The sequence below is a fragment of the Lactiplantibacillus sp. B652 genome, from assembly GCF_023806745.1.
Taxonomy (GTDB): Bacteria; Bacillota; Bacilli; order Lactobacillales; family Lactobacillaceae; genus Lactiplantibacillus; species Lactiplantibacillus pentosus.
This window is the reverse complement of sequence record NZ_JAMSKY010000003.1, coordinates 1-18137: the sequence shown is the minus strand read 5'-3', so window position 1 is coordinate 18137 and position 18137 is coordinate 1. Positions and strand designations below refer to the sequence as shown.

The window sequence follows — 18137 nt, the reverse complement described above, 5'->3', positions numbered from 1 at the left end:
GTGCGAGTTGCAGTAAACTTGCAGCACATGTTCGTCCTAGCCGGCCTACAGGCATTTCTGACAACGCTGGAACGTGGTGGACACAGATTTAAGCCGACAACCCACGTCTTAAATACTGGCCTTCCACTAACCAAGCAAAAAACGCTTGCTAAGTGGAATTTCACCACTGAGCATTATCAGAAACGCCTTCCAGCCAGGGATCACATTCGAAAGGCGGATATGTGCGGACCCAACCTTTGAGGAGCTAGTCGTTGACTCATAGTAAACAGCTATTTGACATCCAACTGTAAGACTAGTTTCTAATGATAGCAAAGTCTCAAATTATAAACGAAGGTAATTTTATCGACTAAATTCAAGACTAATGTCCGTTGAATTTTGCGAATAAAATTTAACTGATTTTTTCAGTAATTAAGTGTGATAAAGCATTATTGAGGCCAATTAAAAGTTTGCTTGAAGGACCAGTCACTTAATATTCAGTGGTCAATTGTACCCAGATAGGTGGCCGTTCATCCGCCATTCGAGCGGGTTCCCGACTGGAGGGGCTGGCGGACAATGCTCAAGGGCGAAATTCTTCTTGTCCGGGTGGGGTTCCCGGGCTAGAAGAAGACTCGTATTTGAAATTGCGCAGTGGTTCTCTGCGTGAGTTCAAATCGATGTCCGCCCTGTTCCAGCGTTGTCAGCCGGCCCCGGAAGTCGGACTAAGGCGCGCCTCGGCTGACGAACAGGAATCTAAACTGGCATGATTTAATCATAAATACATCCTCATCGATAATACCTAAAAATGGACACAAAAAAACGTAGTATTTCGGTGTGGGCACGGCGAAACGCTACGTTAATGAAGTACAACTCGGTAGTCACCAACGACATGTCGATGTTAACTACCAAACGATTTCTCAAAGGTTATCTTAACACCGGTGTACCAATCATGCAAGCGCACGTGCTAACCTTTTTGCATCGTCAGTAAACTGACATCGACGGTGATACTGGTTAAACCCTGCTGTTTCGCGGTTGCGAGCTGTTCAGCATCCGCGCCCCAGTGTAACGGCGTCATGACCAATAAGTCATTGAAGTCGATGTCATCTAAGGTCACTTGGTAGCGAATCTGTTGCCGTGTCGCGGTTGGGTAGTGTTGTGCAAACAAGTCCAATACTCGTTGATTATCATATTGATACTGCCGATCAGTCGGTTTGAATAATAAGTGACGTAACTCGACTAAGTATTCTGGATTTGGAACAATTTTTAGTAGTTGCCCACCCGGTGCTAAGACCCGCTCGAACTCTTGATACGCAGATGGTGAGAACACGTCCATGATGGCGGTAAAGGCCGCATCCGTAAATGGCAATTGCGCCAGATCCGCCACGCAGTAATAGGCCGGCGTGGTTAATTGCGTCGCCAAATTCACGCCATCCTTACTGATATCAAAGCCAATTCCGACGTCTTGTGGATTGGCATGTAAGTTTAATAGGTCAGCTAAAGGTGTCCCTTCACCGCTCCCAATATCTAATATTCGCTGGGGCGTCTCAGGCAACGCCGCATTGATTGCTTGAACGATTGGTCCAAAGAATCCAGCTTGTAAGACACGCCGCCGCGCTGCCAACATTGACGCATCGTATTCACTAGCGACTTGGTGCGTTAAAAAGTACAACGTGCCCTTCTTCGAGAAATCCACTTGATGCCCATTCGGACAACGTAAACTGTGGCCTTCAATCGTCTCATAGGCTTGGTTACAAACCAAGCACCGAAAACGGCTGATATTTTGTTGTACAAACTGAATACCACGGTCAATTTTTTTCACAGGTCTCACCTTACCTTGGTTATTTTTATTACTCGTGTCGTCTGACGATGTCTGTGATCACAGCGGTAATTCACCGACTGAAGATGGACATCCGACCATCGATTTTACTTTCTCAATCTGCGGCGTGAATCCCACCACAACGGATATTGCACGCTTCCTCTGAAAGTCCGTGCGTCCATCATACCATATTGTGACGGACAAAATAGTAGTCCTTACGATTTAGATGTGGTATCTTAATGACTGTTCTAAAGGCTGATTGAACTTGGCTAAATGAATTTGCGACTGCATGACATACATTTATGACATAAAGGAGACTTATTCAGATGGCAAAGAAATCCAAAATTGCAAAAGAAAAGAAGATCGAAGCAACGGTGGCAAAATACGCCGAACGTCGACAAGCATTGAAAGCTGAAGGTAATTACGCTGAGTTAGCTAAGTTACCGCGCAATGCATCCCCCGTTCGGATCCATCGGCGTGACATGCTCGATGGTCGGCCCCACGCCTACCTTCGTAAATTTGGCATGTCGCGGTTAAACTTCCGCCGTTTGGCCCACGCCGGCCAGATTCCTGGCGTTAAAAAAGCAAGCTGGTAAAGTGCAAGACCGTGCCATTATGACGGTCGACTGAACGGCTTTGTCACAGACTAAATAAAAGGTTCCGGAGAAATGACGACACTTCTCTGGAACCTTTATTTTATCCATTTAAGACCACTGGCCAATCAATCACAGCCACAACCTATTTTTCAGTCTTATCCGCTGAAGCTGATGGCTCTGGCTCATATAGGCCGGACGAGCGCCGATACCAGCCGAATAAGTGGGTCCATAAAACTTTCAGGATTGCGTATCCCGGAATCCCAAAGATAACGCCCATCAAGCCAAAGATTTTTCCAGCGGCCAGCAGAACCACCAAAATCGTGATGGGATGGATATCCAAACTGCTACCTAAGACTAATGGTGAAATGAAGCGGCCTTCAATCGTTTGTTCAATCACAAAAACGATCAAGACTTGTACGAGCATCCAGGGCGAGGTCACTAGCGCAATCACGACGGATGGCACCATGGCGAGGAATGACCCCAAATACGGAATCAAGTTCAAAACACCGGCAGCGATTCCCAGTGTCAACGCAAATTTGAGCCCGATAATGCTATAACCGACCGCAAACATCACAGCGACAAAGAAGGCAACCGTCAACTGGCCACGAATATAGTTACTAACTTGTGAGTTGATTTCGGTCAAGACATCTAAAAAGCCTTGACGAGCCTTCGTTGGTACGAACTTTGCCATGTACTTTGGCAATTGATGCCCATCGCGGAGTAGATAGAACAAAATAAACGGCATCGTAATCAGGCCGATAATCACCGTTGTGACGGTGCTAAAGACCCCCGTCAACGAGGTGACCGTACCCGTGAGATATTTAGAGAAACGGCCACTGACCAACTTACTTAAATCAGTATTCCAACTTTCGAGTTGCTCGCGAACCCCACTCAGTTGTGGGTCATTGATCCAGCGATTGACCTCGGTGCTGGCGTTTTTCCAATAGGTCGGCCAGTCATTAATAATCGACACCGTTTGGTCACGAATCGTCGGGATGATTGCGATGATTCCCAACACGATCAGCGCAGTAACCACGACAAACAATCCAATAATCGTCCAAGTCCGGCGTACATGATGCCGTTTTTCCAACCGATCGACTAGCGGATTCAATAAATAGTAGAGCACCCCCGCCAGAATAATCGGTAACCCGACGATACTGAAGAATTGACGCACCGGCGTTAACAACCAATCCACTTGTTTGCCCATAAAGAAAATCAGAAGCACGAGTAGGATAATCACCAAAATTTGAATCGTTCGACGCGGCGACCACCGCCGCTTTTGTGGGTCAGGTTTCAATTAATCCCCTCCCTACGATTGATATGTGATGACACTACCAACTTTAATCTTCGGTAATTGGTGTGGTGTCAAATAGAGGCCGTTATCCATCGGCTTTTCTGGTACCGACTTGAAGTAGAGCGTCGCATGACCAATCGAAGTTAAATTGGCTTCGACTAACCCACCCGCGTATTCAACAGTATAAGTCTGTTGATCGATGGTAATGGTGCTACCGACAACCAGTGAGAGCTGCGTTACGGGCTCTTCGAATTGTTGGACGACCGCAATTTGTTGCAACGGCGCCGTCGCCGTTTCGTCAAAAAGCACTAAAATTGGTTCTTTCGGATCGATGGCATTGTCGCCAATCGATTGAACTGTTGCAGTTACTGTCATATCAAGACCCCCATCGTTTTTAATGATTGCTTTAATTGTAGCATAGTCCCAATCGCTGACGCCAATTTGTCATCGCTTACACCTTGATTATCTATGCTATACTAAAACTATCTATTGAGGAGGTCTGTTGCACAATGCAAGAACAAATTTTATTTGGAACTTATACGAAAAAGGCAAGCCAGGGCATCTATCAAGGCACCCTCGACACAACTGCCAAGACGCTAACGAATGACGGTCTGTTAGCTTCGGCTTCGAATCCGACCTATTTGGCACTCTCAGCCAAACAACGCCTTTACAGTGTTGACAAGGAAGATGACGAAGGTGGTGTCGCAGCCTGGCAATTAGATGGTCAAACGGCTCACAAACTAAATACGGTCGTGGCGCCCGGAACGCCACCTGCATACGTTGCGGTTGATGAAGCACGCCAACTCGTCTACAGTGCCAACTACCATAAAGGAACTGCGGAAGTGATGAAGATTGCCGCTGACGGCGCCCTCACCTTGACCGACACCGTTCAACACAGTGGTAGCGGTCCGCGTCCTGAACAGGATGGCTCACACATTCACTACACTGATTTAACGCCAGACAATCGCCTCGCCGTCATTGATCTGGGTAGTGACAAGGTTTACGTTTACAACGTCAGCGATGCCGGTACATTGACTGAACAATCGGTCTTGACGATGCCCGCAGGCTTTGGTCCGCGGCACTTAGTCTTCAGCCCAGACGGTCAATACGCCTTTTTAGCCGGTGAACTCTCTAGCCAAGTGGCCACTTTGTCCTACGACGCAAAAACGGGGGCCTTCACTCAACTCGGCATCGTCAAAACGATTCCAGCCGACTATACCGCTCACAATGGTGCCGCTGCCATTCGGATGAGTCACGATGGGCATTTCCTATACGTTTCCAACCGGGGATACAACACGCTGGCCGTCTTCGCGGTTGCGGCGGATGGTAGTCTCAGCCTTATCCAACAGATCAGTACGGAAGGCGATTTCCCACGCGATTTTGATCTAGACCCAACTGAAGCCTTCGTCGTTGTCGTTAACCAAAATACCGACAATGCCACTTTATATGCACGTGACCTCACCAGTGGTAAACTGAGTCTATTACAAAAGGATGTTAGCGTCCCAGAAGGCGTTTGCGTGCTATTTAAGTAAAGGATGAATCCCATGTTATTAAAAGAAGTCTGTGTTGAAAACTATACCAACATTCCGGCTGCCATCGCCGCGGGTGCCAATCGCATCGAACTCAACGACAATTTAGCCGTTGGCGGGACGACCGTTAGTCGTGGTGTCATGGCTGAAGCCACTAAATATACCAGCGAGCATCACGTCCCATTAGTTGCGATGATTCGGCCGCGTGGTGGCAACTTTGTCTACAATGACACTGAACTTAAAATAATGGAGGCCGACCTGCTACAAGCGCAATCATTGGGCGTGGACGGCGTGGCATTCGGTGCATTGACCGCTGATAATCAACTAGATGTCGAAGCCTTGGAACTCTTGATTGGCGCAGCCGGTGGTATGTCCATCACCTTCCACATGGCGTTTGATGAAATTCCAGTTGCTCAGCAAGCCGCAGCGATTGACTGGTTAGTTGATCACGATGTTGATCGCATTCTCACGCACGGTGGCCCGTTGACCCAATCGATTGAGGACTGTCTGCCACAGCTCCAAGTGACGGTGACTCAGGCGGCTGGTCGTATTCAGATTCTCCCCGGTGGCGGGATCACAGCCGACAACGTTGACCACATCACGTCGACACTCGGCGTTAACCAGGCCCACGGCACTAAAATCATTAAGTATTAGCATTTAACACACACTAAAGGCGCTACTCATCTTCTGATGAGTGGCGCCTTTTTTGGTTATATTCAGTTAAATACGTCTTGTGGCAGTTAATTTGTCATGAATCATAATTAAAACGTGCTATTTTCTGAGTTCAAATGCAGCCAGCTAAAGACCGCTGGAAACAGTGCAAGTTACCGTAAACTTGCTGTGGTGGATGCTTCCTAGTCCGGCTTCCAGGCATTCCGAGCAATGGCCGGAACGTGGTGGACAACACAGATTTAAGCCGACAACCCACGTCTTAAATACTGGTCTTTCACGTTGCCCGCGATATTGCCGAAACATGTTCAAGCCAGACTGGGACTTCCGGTTAGCTACGCCAGAACGCCAAGCGGAAATACACCGCTTAACACTCTAGCTAGGCTAATCCTCAGTCCCAACCCGTCTGGACCTCACAGGCTGAAATCACTGATCCTTGCCCAGAATACCTTCCAGCCTGGACAATAATTGGAAGGCAGACATGTGTGGCCCAACTTTTCATTGAATTAGTCGGTGATTCCTTAGTACGCGGGAATCTTGATCTTCAACTGTCAGACTGGGTTCTAACAATCGCTAAACTTCCTTACTCATTTCGAATCAGCAACTTCACAGAATTTCTCAGAAATTTCTCTAGTTTTCTGAATTAGCAAAGTCTTGAATTCTAAGCGAGGATAATTGTATCGACTAAATTCAAGGTTAGCGTTCGTTGAATTTAGTGAATCATATTCAATAATCTCCCCGTAATTAAATGTCATAAAGCAGCATCAACATCGCCTAAAAGTTTACCTGAAAGACCATTCACCTAAAATTCAGTGGTCAATTGCGCCCAGATAGGTGGCCGTTCATCCGCCATTCGAGCGGCTTCCCGACTGGAAGGGCTGGCTGACAATGCTCAAGGGCGAAATTCTTCTTGTCCGGGTGAATTTCCCGGGCTAGAAGAAGACTCGTATTTGAAATTGCGCAGTGTTTTTCTGCGTGAGTTCAAATCGATGTCCGCCCTGTTCCAGCGTTGTCAGCCAGCCCTGGAAGTCGGAATCGGACGATCATCACTGACGAACAGTAAGCCAAACAATTGGCACGTTTTAATCATCTTTCATGCTAAATAATAACTCGCACAACGCACCATATTAAGCATCAATACGACCCGCAACACTCAGGAATTTGCGCGCTGATTATTCGCAATTAGTTGCACAATGTCGGCCGGTAGCGGTGCAAACGTGGTCAGTGACTGTTCAATAAATGGATCATCAAACGTCAATTGCATGCAGTGTAGGGCCTGCCGGTTGAGCCAGGGATCACGTGGACCGCCATAGAGCGCATCTCCCACCAACGGATGACCGCTAGCGGCAAAGTGAACGCGAATCTGATGGGTACGCCCAGTGTGTAAACGCACCCGGACGACAGTCATGTTACGTAGTCGTTTGACGACCCAGTACTCGGTTAAAGACGGCTTGCCATCGGGGCGCGTGGTTCGTTTGATAAACGAATCCGGCGCCCGTCCAATTGGCGCGTCTAACCAGCCATGCTCATCCGGCAAATCACCACTGACCACGGCTAAATACATCTTGCGCATCGCATGCGCCTTTAACTGATGATCGATGATTGAGTGGGCAAAATGGTGCTTAGCGAATAGCACGATGCCACTGGTGTCGCGGTCCAAGCGAGTCGTAATGTGAACGACCTCGTTATCATAACCAGCCGCGCGATAGTACCCTTTTACACGGTTGGCAAGCGTATTATCTGGCAACGCGTGGGCTGGCACTGAAGCCACGCCAGCGGGCTTGTTGACGATTAAATAGTCGCGATCTTCATACAAAATATCAATTGGCAAATTGGAGACGCCGAGGTGGTCGTTACCGACTTCTGCCGGGGTAACCATCGTGACGGTCTCACCACCAGTCAACATATGAATCGCAAGTACCGGTTGATCATCGACAAGAATCGCACCACCGTGAAACTTCACTTTTTTCAGCAAACTCCGCGTGACCCCGTGTTGGGAGAGCAGCGTCTTGACCTTCATCGGCTCAGGCGCGTGATTGATCCAAGTAAACCTCATTGTTCGTCCAACCCAATGAAGGACGTCCCGACCCGTTTCCAGAAGCGATTGTGCCGGTGCTGCGCAAAAGCGATGCGCCGATTCGCAATCGAATAGCGAATTTCTTCGATCGGACGTGGTTGGGTATCCAACTGGTCGGCCGTAAAGACAAAATGTGATTTTTGTTGCGGCCGAATCGTAATCGTTTCATACGGTGCCACGATGACTGGTGAGCCCAGTGTCCGGAACACGCGGTTGTTGATCGACGCGATTTCCGCCATCTGGAGCGCGTCCAATCGTGGATGAATGACCGCACCACCGACCGATTTGTTATAGGCCGTGGAGCCCGTTGGTGTCGAGACACAGAGGCCATCGCCCCTGAAACGTTCAAACAATTCATCCTGAATGTAGACATCCGCCACCATCGTACTCCCCAGCTTTTTGAGTGTGGATTCGTTCAACGCTAAGTAATGATCAGCCATCTGGTTGTCCGCATAAGTAATGTCCACTGCTAGCAACGGATAAGTGACACTCTGGCCATTATCCTCTAGTAGTCCAGTAATCAGTTGGTCAATCTCATAGTCGCGCCAGTCAGTGTAAAAGCCCAGGTGTCCAGTATGCACACCGACGAACCTGACTTGGTCAACCATGTGGCTGTAGTGATGGAACGCTGATAAGAGGGTCCCATCACCCCCAACCGAGAGTACGATATCAGGATGGGCATCGTCAATTTCAAACCCGGCAGCGAGTAATTTCGTATGCAGTTCACTGGCGACTGCCGTGGACTTCTCGCTCTCATTTGCAAAAATAGTTACTTTCATGAATTTTGATCTTCCTTTGTACTGTCAGGTTCATCATTACCTGGCCCTTTGCCGTATGAAAACAAGCTCTGAGCTTCCTGGATTTCCTCGCGAATTTCTGACATTTCTTTATCAAGACTGAAGGCCGCTTCGGCAGCGCGTTGCAATCGTTGACTCAAATTTTCGGGAAAGTCCCCTTGATATTTATAGTTAAGTGAATGTTCGATGGTCGCCCAAAAATTCATGGCTAACGTCCGGACTTGGATTTCAGCGAGGATTTTTTTCTCACCACCGACCATTTGAACCGGATATTCGATGACGATGTGGTATGAGCGGTAACCAGACGGCTTTTCATTGCTGATATAGTCCCGTTCTTCCAGAATCGTCATGTCGGTCCGTTTACGCAATAAATCGACGACTTGGTAAATATCTTCTACGAACTGGCACATGATTCTTAAGCCAGCAATATCCTGCATATCTTGTTCCAGCCGGTCTTCTTGAACCTTACGCCGGGTCATTTTTTCTTTGATACTATCGACGGGCTTGACTCGCCCCGTTACAAATTCAATCGGTTCGTGCTGATTTAAATCGCGAAATTGTTTCCGCATTCCCCGTAATTTAACTTTCAACTCATCAACGGCTTGTTGATAAGGCAGTAAAAAATGATTCCAATCTTCCATCGGGGCACCTCCGTTTCAATCCATACCCTAAAATTTTACCATAATTTGGCGGAATAGAAAGTTAACGTTCTCGAGAATGAACACTAAGCTTACGATTCTCGCCAAACTGCCATTGAGGAAACAAAATACTTTACGAATTTATCAAATCGGTGCATGATAACTGGTGAAGGTTTAATCTAAATAACGAGTTGAACTTAACATTAAAAAATTCATGAAATTAAAAACTTGCAAATACCACGTTTGATTGGTATTCTGCACTATGACGCGAATAGAGAAAGTGGAGGAATTATGACGTGTTAGAAGTGTATTTATTTGTAAATCCGTTGGCAAACCAATGCGTACGCGACGAACAGAACGTGTTACGGTTGGCAAATGACTCAGACAAACAAATCCAATTTCAATTCGTACCGTTACTTAATATCAGTGTGATTCAACGGGCTTTGAAGTCCCAAGGCATTAAGACGACTGACTGGCATGCCCAGAATCAACAATCACAGACTTTGTATCGGGTTATTTTGGACTACAAAGCGGCCCTGTTCCAAGGCAAAAAACGTGGGCGTAACTTTTTAATTGCGCTCCAATCTGCAATGCTCAAAGCCGGGCAACATTATTCGGAGGAGCTTGTCAAAACCGTCGCAACTGACTGTCGAATTGATTTGGACATGTTTATGGAAGATCGGAATAGTGAACTGGCTAAGCAGGCCTTCCACGCCGATCAACGACTCGCATCCGAAATGAACATTACCGAAGCCTCATCCGCGGTCGTTTTCGACTGCGATCAATATGATTATGGGGTCTTACTCGAGCATTTTAATTACGAGACACTCTTTGACCTCGTCAACGGCAATCTGGATCCATTCCAAGAAGCCAACCGGACCACAAATACAAGTTGTGCCAACCTTTCCAGTGCACAACTACACGTTTTATAATTTCAGTAATTGCAATTATTCAACTGGACAACCAGTCAAAAAGCACCTGACGATCATTTTCGCCAGGTGCTTTTTGACGTTGTCACCACTAATTCCTATTGGGCAGCAGTCACCAATTGTTCAAATTCATCCAAGCGTTCAGCAAACACTTTGAATGCAGCATCCAAGTAATCCGGCTTAGTCATATCGACACCCGCACGATGCATCACATCGATTGGGAACGCCGAAGACCCCGCCTTCAGATACCCCAGATAATCCGTAACTGCGTCTGGTTGCTTACTACTGATCCGTTCAGCCAATGTCGAAGCCGCCGCGAAACCAGTCGCATACTGGTAGACGTAATAGTTGTAGTAGAAATGCGGAATTCGGGACCATTCATCCGCAATCTGCGGATCACTGACCACCGCGTCACCGTAGTAGCGTTGATTGAGTTGCAAGTAGTATTTCGATAGCCGGTCAGCGGTCAAAGCTTGCCCTGCTTGGTCTTGTTCATGAATCCATTGTTCGAATTCAGCAAATTGCGTTTGACGGAAGACCGTCCCCTTGAAGCCGTCGAGATAGTAATTCAAAACATACGCCCGCATCTTAGGGTCCTTTTCAGTCTCCAAGAAATAATTAGTCAGCAAGTTTTCGTTGGTCGTCGATGCAATTTCAGCCACAAAGATCGAATAGTCACCATACTGATAAGGCTGATTATGGGTCGTGAAGTATGAGTGCATGCTATGTCCCATCTCGTGGACGAGCGTGTACAAGTTATCGATATTGTCTTGCCAATTTAAGAGCATATATGGCGCCGTATCATACATGCCTGATGAATATGCCCCACTCCGCTTACCTTGATTTTCAACCACATCGATCCACCGTGAACCAAAGGCCGTCTTGACGTGTTTGATGTAATCTGGGCCTAAAATCTTTAACGCCTGTAATGCCGTGGTCTGGGCTTGCTGATAAGTATATTTGATGGCAGGCTTCTCAGCCAATGGTGTATACATATCATACATATGCAATTGGTCTACCCCCAGCAGCCGTTTACGGAGGGCCACGTAACGATGTAATAAGTCCAGATGGTCATCAACCGATGTCACTAGCGCGTCATAAACTGACGTTGGAATCTGGTTGGCTGCTAACGCCGCTGCCCGCGCATCCGGATAGTGATGCGCCTGAGCGACAAAGTTATGCACCTTTACTTGACTCGCTAGGGTTGAAGCAAGGGTCCGCCGAAACTGGCTATAAACCCGGTATAACGCTTCAAACGCTTCGCGACGAACGGCTGGATGCACTGATTCTAACAACACGCCATATAACCCCTGCGAAAGGGTCACTGGGTTACCGTCATCATCCTTGACTGTTGGAAACTTGAAGTCAGCATTGTTCAAGACGCCAAAGGTCTTCGCTGACGCGCCAAAAATATCACTGGCACCAGCAAGTAATGACTCTTCGTTTTCTGATAAAACGTGCCCCTTCTGGAGCCGGACAGTATCGAGTAAGTGCCGGTAATCACGTAATGCGACGTTTTGATCCAAATAAGTATCAAGTTCATCCGGTGTTAATTGCAAAATTGCCGGTTCAAACCAGGCAGTGGCGGCGGATACCTTGGCCGTTAAACTGCTAGCCTGATCGTCAAGTGCGGCGTTGGTGCTGTTGCCGGTGTCCTGGTCACTCTTCAAACTTGCGTACACGGCGACCTTTTCAAGCCGTCGATAAACATCCAGGACGGCCTGAATCCCTGCTAATACGGTATCAGCGGAGTCCGTAAAATGTTCTTTCAATGCCGTCACAGCTGTCAGTGCGGCTTTAACCTGCGCGACATCCGCTTCATACGCAGCCTGAGTGGCGTAGATTGGGGTCAGATCCCAAGTCAGTTCTTCAGGAACGGCTGAACGGGTCGGCAATTGTTTGGTTGCTACCATGCGAAAACCTCCAATTAATTCAATATAGCACTAGATTACCACAGTTTGGACCGGTCGCCGCAGATTGTGTTCTAAAATTTAGGCCGTTCCCACTTAAGTGCTGCCTGATTCAAGGTCCAATCGCGCCTACGTCGCTGAATCACGTGCTGTTGATCCAGACGAGTCGTGACGGCTAAAAGCAACTGCCGATGCAAAGTACCTTGATCACGCAAACAGGCTTGCCGCGCCAGTAATGGCAGTAATTCCGTCCATAATAACGCCTGAAGTCGTTCATGAGTGATAACGGTCGGCTCCTGCCGTAATTGACCAAAAACATGACCGTACCACACCAAATACGGTACCGTCAGCAATGGTAGTTCCGGCACCCTGGGAATCGTCCAGTCTGGCAGTTGCGCAATTGTTCCGCCGCGTTGATAGCAATACCGCTGCAAGTCATCAAAAGCATGCTGATGCCGTAATCTGGCCAGTAGTAACTGCCGATGATAATGCTCGAGATGTTCTTCCGGTGGTGTTGGATTACTGACAATCGGTTGGAACTGCTGAAATGCTGCCACCGGTTGACGGGCTGATTTCAGTGACCAGCGCTGATATGTCAAGGGTTCAGCATCCAGCGTAAGAATATGGTGAATCAATTGTAAACTGGCGGTTTCCACTTGCCAGAATAAGAGATGAACGCCCCAGTGCGGGTGATATTGCAGAAATTTCAAAGCTTTGCTGGTCGACCGTAACTTGCGCTGATAGGGTTGGCCGAGAATCCAGAGCACTTGATAGCCATGTCGCCAATAGCCCTGCGTACGGGCTGCCAACCGCGTCACGGATAAGGGTGAGCACTGAAATTCAATAGCCAGCGGTGGTGTTACATCCGTCTGCACCAACAAATCTGGTCGCTGATGCAACGCCGTTAAACCCGCTTCAAGTTGGACTGAATAGCCGCTAGCAGCGAACCAGGCAGCTAATTGCTGCTTGCCAGTCACGTGCTCGTGCGTTTCGCCCTCAGAGAACACCTGACAGTCGCTGCCTTGAAAATGGGCAAAGTGCGCCGTCATCACGCTTCCCCGTTTGAGCCGAACGGGGCCTTGGCACCCTGGGCAAATATATGGAATCTGCCGACCAGCTTGACTCGCATTGACCAACTGATGATGCGGGTCTTGTGCAATTAGCATTGTCAGCCGCCCCCCTTTCAAGAAATAAATACGCAAAGAACTTGAAGTTCCGTGAAATTTTTGAAATCTGCCACCAATGGCACCAGCACGCGATTACCCATCCTTTTCGGGAAGCCCTGAATAACTAGCACCATATCGGAAACGACGTCGTCTCGATTCAACATGTTCAAAAAGTTACCCCCTTATCGGCTTCAATTGACTGCAGTGACGCACGTCAATGAAAATGCGTATTCCAATTGTCACACCAGGGAATACTCAGTTGTTGTCGTCGATTCAACGGCACAAAAAAAGCCCCAATCTGGCAATCACTTGTCAAATCAAGACTGTTTAAGCTTAATGAAAATAGTGGCGAATCGTTTCAAGTGCGGCGTTTGACATGATTTTTTCACCATGTTCAAGCAACACGTCAGCTGAGATATTCGCTAAGTGGGCATATTCTAAGGCAACTGCAACATCATCTTTGATGGTTGCAGTTGAAGATTGGTCCACGAAGAAAACCAATTCTAGATAGTATTGATCACGATACTTAAACAAGTTGGAAGCCAAACCTTCTGGCCGGAATAACTGTGCCAACGAGACCAAATCTTCAAACTGGTCAAATTTCAACACGTATTCTTTAGTTGGCGTATCAGGATCATCGATATATGGATCTAAATCGTTGGTATCCTTAGTCGGATTATGACTAACACCTTGTCCATCTTCCACTCGATTTGTATCGGTCTGCATTAGTTTGCGTTTCAAGTAATCCGAGACGTCATCTTGTGAATCACCATCATCCGACTGATTAGGCGACTGGGTCGCTTTGGCAATCGTATCTTGTAAATTATCACTATTTTTACTAATAAATAATTCTAGGCCATTGCGGTTCGGTAGTACTTGAAAAGTCACCGCATCGTTGTCTTGAAATTGATGATCAACATCAACTTCCTCCAAGATGCTATAAAAGAAACTTTCAATTTGCTTATGATTCCCTAGTAAATCCAACACGCGTATCCCGCGCTCATTGAGATCATCATTTCCAATAACGACGCGAATCGTATCTTCGTTGATGCGTTCCATCTCCATTACAGATCCACCCCTTTCTAAGTGTCAAGGGACATAATCACTATCACAATTCTAACTTATTTTCCTTTATTGTAAAGTAATCTATCTGAAAATACAAAAATTGGCCAATTAGTTAAGCTAACTAGCCAATTATCGTCACATATTTGCTAACTGTTGTGCTCGCAATAGTTCTAAAGTGCGAATTTTCCGTGGTAAGAAGCGTCGAATTTCATCTTCATTATAGCCCACTTGCAACCGTTTCTCGTCCAACATAATTGGCCGGCGGAGCAAGCTTGGATCATGAGTAATCATATCAAATAATTCATTAAGCGATAAATCATTAATATCCATGTTCAGCTGTTGAAAGGCCTTCGAACGCGTTGAAATGATTTCCTCAGTCCCCGACTCTGTCAATTGTAAGATACGTTTGATATTCTCAATTGAAATTGGTTCAGTAAATAAATTGTGTTCTTGAAAATCAATGTCGTGTGTCTGTAACCAGGCCTTGGCTTTGCGACATGAGGTACAACTTGGTGCGGTATATAAAATAACCATACTGGGTCCTCCTTGGCATCGTTAATCAATTTATATAACATAATTCATTATACGCTACCGATATTTAATTGTGAATAGACTTAACAAAATTCGTTCATTTAAAATCAATATTTTAATATACACAATACGTTGATATGTCAATTATAACTAAAATAAATCGCTTTTATTATAAATTTTGTTATTAACAATATCGTACACAATTCACTTTCACCTTATAATTTCGATAATCAGTTTACAGAAAACTGAACTTGCCAGCTTATGATTCATTTAAGTGAACTGAATACTTCCAGCAGCCGCCATTATGATTAAGACACTGCGTCTTTCTCCACAGATTCAATTCTTAAAGTCCGATAGTCTTCAAGTCTCCTACAAACTAGTACAGCTTATTAGACGACAACAATTAGCCGAAACAAAAAGATGTACAGCGCTATCTCGCCGTACATCTTCTAAAAATATTTGCTTGAAACACTTAATTAAGTCCTACTCCCGACGTCATATCCAACATCACGCGAGATCCAGCTGCAGAAACTTCTGAGCAACCACAACTTTAACGGCACTACCTGCTGCGGCCTGAGCTTCCTGACGTAACTGTTCAAACGGCACATCTTGCGGCAAGTGCGTCAATAATAATCGATTGACCTGGGCCTGTTTGGCAATTTCACCCGACTGTGCGGAGGTCATGTGCCAGATTTTACCCGTTTTTTGTGCGTCAAAGTTCGTATCAGTCATTAATAACTGTGCACCCTGCGCAAAGCTGGCTAAATCAGGTAAATAGGCGGTATCCGCAGAAAAGACTAGCGTTTGACCCGTCGCGCGTTCGACTAACTTAACGGCATAAGCTGGGACCGGATGCTTCGTCGGCAGGAAACTAACGTCAAATGGCCCAATCTCATTAACCGTCGATGGATCATAAGCACGGCCTTCCGTCGCCCCAGCCCAAGTTAAAGCGCCAAAGTTTAACGGATCGGCAGTATGCCCATAGATTGGTAACACTGGGACGTGGCGTTTTCCCTGACGAAGCTGCCAGTAATATTGTAATACCCCAACATCAGCAGTATGGTCATGGTGATAATGACTCAAAAGCACACTATCCAGTTGTATGGGGTCTAAAACTTCCTCTAAGGCGTTCAGCGCACCCGAGCCACAATCAAGCAGCAAATGGTAGTCTCCCGCTGTGATCAAGTAAGAACTCGTCCCAACCCCATCATATGGATACCCACCATAGTAACCAAGCACAGTTAGTTTCATCTTCACTCTTCCCTTCAATTTTATCTTTCCACCCTATTCTAAACTAGGCTGACGAAAAAATGAAACTAACAACTTAACATATTTTCAATTATTTTGAAAAAAACGTATAATAATAAGTGTAATAACTAAGGAGTGATATTGATGAGTGGAAAGATTTCAGCAACATTTGGGACGCGTAAAATTCTTACCATGATCCAACAACAAAACGCCGATCGCGACTTGCTACTGATGCAAGCTAATGCAACTGAAGACCGGTACATGTTACTCGATTTGACTGGTGAAGAAACGGTCTTCTCCAGTCCAGTCACATATGATGTCTTGCTTTCAAAAGGAACTGCAGATTGGCACGGAATGACCAGCTTTATTTTCATCGACCTACCCGTTGAGGAACAAAAGGTCTTCAATTCAAAATTCAGCAGTTTCCGGCATGATTACAACAAACCCGATGGCCTCAAGCACTTTTGGATTCTTCGTAAATCCAAGAACGACGCAGCTTTTGTGATCGTCACAAACTGGCACAGTGATTCTGAGTATGCCGTTTGGTTACGGAGTGAATCCTTCAAACCTTTCGCCAAATATATGAACTCAGATTATGGTTACCATGAAAGCCGGTATTCATTCGTCCGTTCATTAAAATCATAGTTCAATTATGGCTAAAAGTCGTTGCTAGCGTGCAGCGGCTTTTTTTGACTAATTATTTAAATCGCCAATTATGTGCGATCACTTGCATAGCGAATTTTTAACACTAATACATGATAATTATTGACCAGAATGCACTAACATGATTATGCTTCGACTCAGAATCATACGTTATTAGCCTATCAGGGGGCTCACAGATTGTTTTAAAATCAAGTTTAACCGATTTAGCCTGCTGCTGTGCAACTGCATTATACGATATTTATTCGGCCATATGGACGTTTCATTTTACGGTTATTACCATTGTAATGGGTTCAAGCCAAAATCTAGGTCAAGATGAGGTCCTGGCTGTTATAACGTGTGCTGCAAATCACTGATTCCATGCTTTATTCTTGACAGCTTACGCTCAATAAAAAACGTATTCTAAACTTCTCGGCTTTTGAGATATTTAGAATACGCCTCTCCTCCAAACGCTATTGTAGAACCTTTGTATTTTATTAAAACTGATTTATTACGACTCAAAAAACTGACCTTTTTAATACTTTCCATTCATCATAAGTCCAATCAATAGGATCAAAAATCCGTTGCTTTTGTAAAAAATCCTTTGCTTTCAATACTAACGGCGACGAATTTTCAATTGTAAGTTTCTCTAAAGGTATTCTGACCGCACCCAAAGAGTCCTGACCAATAAATTGGGAGACAGAATAGTTTAAATCACCTGTACTACTAACAACTTCATAGAAGACACAGATATGTTGATTATAACGCCAACGTTCATAAGACCACGGATATTTGAAACTTGTAACTCCTAACTGTGTCAATTTATCTGGCTCTAATCCTGTCTCTTCCTTGATTTCTCTCACAATGGCGGACTGCAACCCTTCCCCATCTTCTAGACTACCACCTGGCAAGTCAAATCTATTGATATAAGGCCCGCCGTTTTTCTTAATTACCACCAAACCTTCATCATTTCCGATAATGCCATACACACCAAAAGCGCGATGAAATTTCTTAGTCATTGTTTTCTACCTCATATTTAACCAAATGTCTCTAAACTTCCTCAAAAGCCGAGAAGCTTAGTACACTCTTTTTGTATTGGAAATAAGCTCTAAAGCATAAATCAATATGGTCAGTTATTTAGGGTCTATGATATTTAGTGTTGATAGATAATATCCATCAACACTATTTTTATGTACAACAAAAGGACATATCGTCCTGTGCTACAATTAAGTCGACCAAAACCAATTGAAAGCGAGT

17 protein-coding genes are annotated in these 18137 nt (G+C 45.8%); 5 read left to right on the top strand and 12 right to left on the bottom strand.

Annotation, left to right across the window (positions count from 1 at the left end; translation table 11 throughout):
- Positions 1-940 precede the first annotated feature (940 nt).
- Entirely contained in the window at positions 941-1795 is an 855-nt protein-coding gene (locus MZO40_RS04920) for a methyltransferase domain-containing protein (RefSeq protein WP_105961396.1), read from the bottom strand.
- A 323-nt stretch (positions 1796-2118) separates the two neighbouring features.
- Between MZO40_RS04920 and rpsN the strand changes: the two genes are divergently transcribed.
- Positions 2119-2388, top strand: a complete 270-nt coding sequence (gene rpsN, locus MZO40_RS04915) for a 30S ribosomal protein S14 (RefSeq protein WP_050338382.1) — start codon at positions 2119-2121, stop codon at positions 2386-2388.
- Positions 2389-2530: 142 nt separating this feature from the next.
- Here rpsN and MZO40_RS04910 read toward each other — a convergent pair whose 3' ends face one another.
- Together MZO40_RS04910 and MZO40_RS04905 are read right to left on the bottom strand one after the other, a co-directional pair.
- Positions 2531-3685: an AI-2E family transporter gene (locus MZO40_RS04910; RefSeq protein WP_105961395.1), complete on the bottom strand. Its 1155-nt coding sequence runs from the start codon at positions 3683-3685 to the stop codon at positions 2531-2533.
- 12 nt (positions 3686-3697) lie between these two features.
- A complete protein-coding gene (locus MZO40_RS04905; RefSeq protein ID WP_252133136.1) occupies positions 3698-4057 on the bottom strand; it encodes a PTS glucitol/sorbitol transporter subunit IIA in 360 nt (119 codons plus the stop codon).
- A 134-nt stretch (positions 4058-4191) separates the two neighbouring features.
- Here MZO40_RS04905 and MZO40_RS04900 point away from each other — a divergent pair, with 134 nt between their 5' ends.
- Together MZO40_RS04900 and MZO40_RS04895 are read left to right on the top strand one after the other, a co-directional pair.
- Positions 4192-5214, top strand: coding sequence for a lactonase family protein (locus MZO40_RS04900; protein WP_105961394.1), 1023 nt, complete (start codon positions 4192-4194; stop codon positions 5212-5214).
- A 12-nt stretch (positions 5215-5226) separates the two neighbouring features.
- Positions 5227-5865: a copper homeostasis protein CutC gene (locus tag MZO40_RS04895; protein WP_050338378.1), complete on the top strand. Its 639-nt coding sequence runs from the start codon at positions 5227-5229 to the stop codon at positions 5863-5865.
- 1168 nt (positions 5866-7033) lie between these two features.
- Here the strand turns inward: MZO40_RS04895 and MZO40_RS04890 are convergent.
- The 3 genes from MZO40_RS04890 to MZO40_RS04880 are packed head-to-tail and all read right to left on the bottom strand — an operon-like array spanning position 7034 to position 9395.
- On the bottom strand, positions 7034-7936 hold the full coding sequence (locus tag MZO40_RS04890; RefSeq protein ID WP_105920325.1) for an RluA family pseudouridine synthase: 903 nt from the start codon (positions 7934-7936) through the stop codon (positions 7034-7036).
- The gene (locus tag MZO40_RS04885; RefSeq protein ID WP_105920324.1) at positions 7933-8736 is read right to left on the bottom strand and encodes an NAD kinase; all 804 of its coding nucleotides are present in this window, start codon (positions 8734-8736) and stop codon (positions 7933-7935) included. The genes MZO40_RS04890 and MZO40_RS04885 overlap by 4 nt, the downstream gene beginning before the upstream one ends.
- Positions 8733-9395, bottom strand: coding sequence for a GTP pyrophosphokinase family protein (locus tag MZO40_RS04880; RefSeq protein WP_050338376.1), 663 nt, complete (start codon positions 9393-9395; stop codon positions 8733-8735). Before MZO40_RS04880 ends, MZO40_RS04885 begins: the two co-directional genes overlap by 4 nt.
- A 293-nt stretch (positions 9396-9688) precedes the next feature.
- On the opposite strand from MZO40_RS04880, the gene MZO40_RS04875 reads away from it, so the two are divergent.
- On the top strand, positions 9689-10324 hold the full coding sequence (locus MZO40_RS04875; RefSeq protein WP_101873274.1) for a DsbA family protein: 636 nt from the start codon (positions 9689-9691) through the stop codon (positions 10322-10324).
- Between the two features lie 95 nt (positions 10325-10419).
- Here the strand turns inward: MZO40_RS04875 and pepF are convergent, their stop codons facing one another.
- The 5 genes from pepF to MZO40_RS04850 form a co-directional block, all read right to left on the bottom strand.
- On the bottom strand, positions 10420-12234 hold the full coding sequence (gene pepF / locus MZO40_RS04870) for an oligoendopeptidase F (RefSeq protein ID WP_105920323.1): 1815 nt from the start codon (positions 12232-12234) through the stop codon (positions 10420-10422).
- A gap of 71 nt (positions 12235-12305) precedes the next feature.
- Positions 12306-13397 carry a competence protein CoiA gene (locus MZO40_RS04865; protein ID WP_122217805.1) on the bottom strand — a complete coding sequence of 364 codons (1092 nt, stop codon included), beginning with the start codon at positions 13395-13397 and terminating at the stop codon, positions 12306-12308.
- A gap of 333 nt (positions 13398-13730) precedes the next feature.
- Positions 13731-14462: an adaptor protein MecA gene (locus MZO40_RS04860; protein ID WP_003639103.1), complete on the bottom strand. Its 732-nt coding sequence runs from the start codon at positions 14460-14462 to the stop codon at positions 13731-13733.
- Positions 14463-14597: 135 nt separating this feature from the next.
- The gene (gene spxA, locus MZO40_RS04855; RefSeq protein WP_050338372.1) at positions 14598-14996 is read right to left on the bottom strand and encodes a transcriptional regulator SpxA; all 399 of its coding nucleotides are present in this window, start codon (positions 14994-14996) and stop codon (positions 14598-14600) included.
- A gap of 504 nt (positions 14997-15500) precedes the next feature.
- A complete protein-coding gene (locus tag MZO40_RS04850) occupies positions 15501-16244 on the bottom strand; it encodes an MBL fold metallo-hydrolase (RefSeq protein ID WP_101873269.1) in 744 nt (247 codons plus the stop codon).
- 141 nt (positions 16245-16385) lie between these two features.
- Between MZO40_RS04850 and MZO40_RS04845 the strand changes: the two genes are divergently transcribed.
- The gene (locus tag MZO40_RS04845) at positions 16386-16886 is read left to right on the top strand and encodes a hypothetical protein (RefSeq protein ID WP_050338370.1); all 501 of its coding nucleotides are present in this window, start codon (positions 16386-16388) and stop codon (positions 16884-16886) included.
- A 512-nt stretch (positions 16887-17398) separates the two neighbouring features.
- Here the strand turns inward: MZO40_RS04845 and MZO40_RS04840 are convergent.
- Positions 17399-17899 (bottom strand): NUDIX hydrolase, encoded by a 501-nt coding sequence (locus MZO40_RS04840; RefSeq protein WP_105962065.1) that lies wholly within the window; start codon positions 17897-17899, stop codon positions 17399-17401.
- Between the last annotated feature and the right edge of the window lie 238 nt (positions 17900-18137).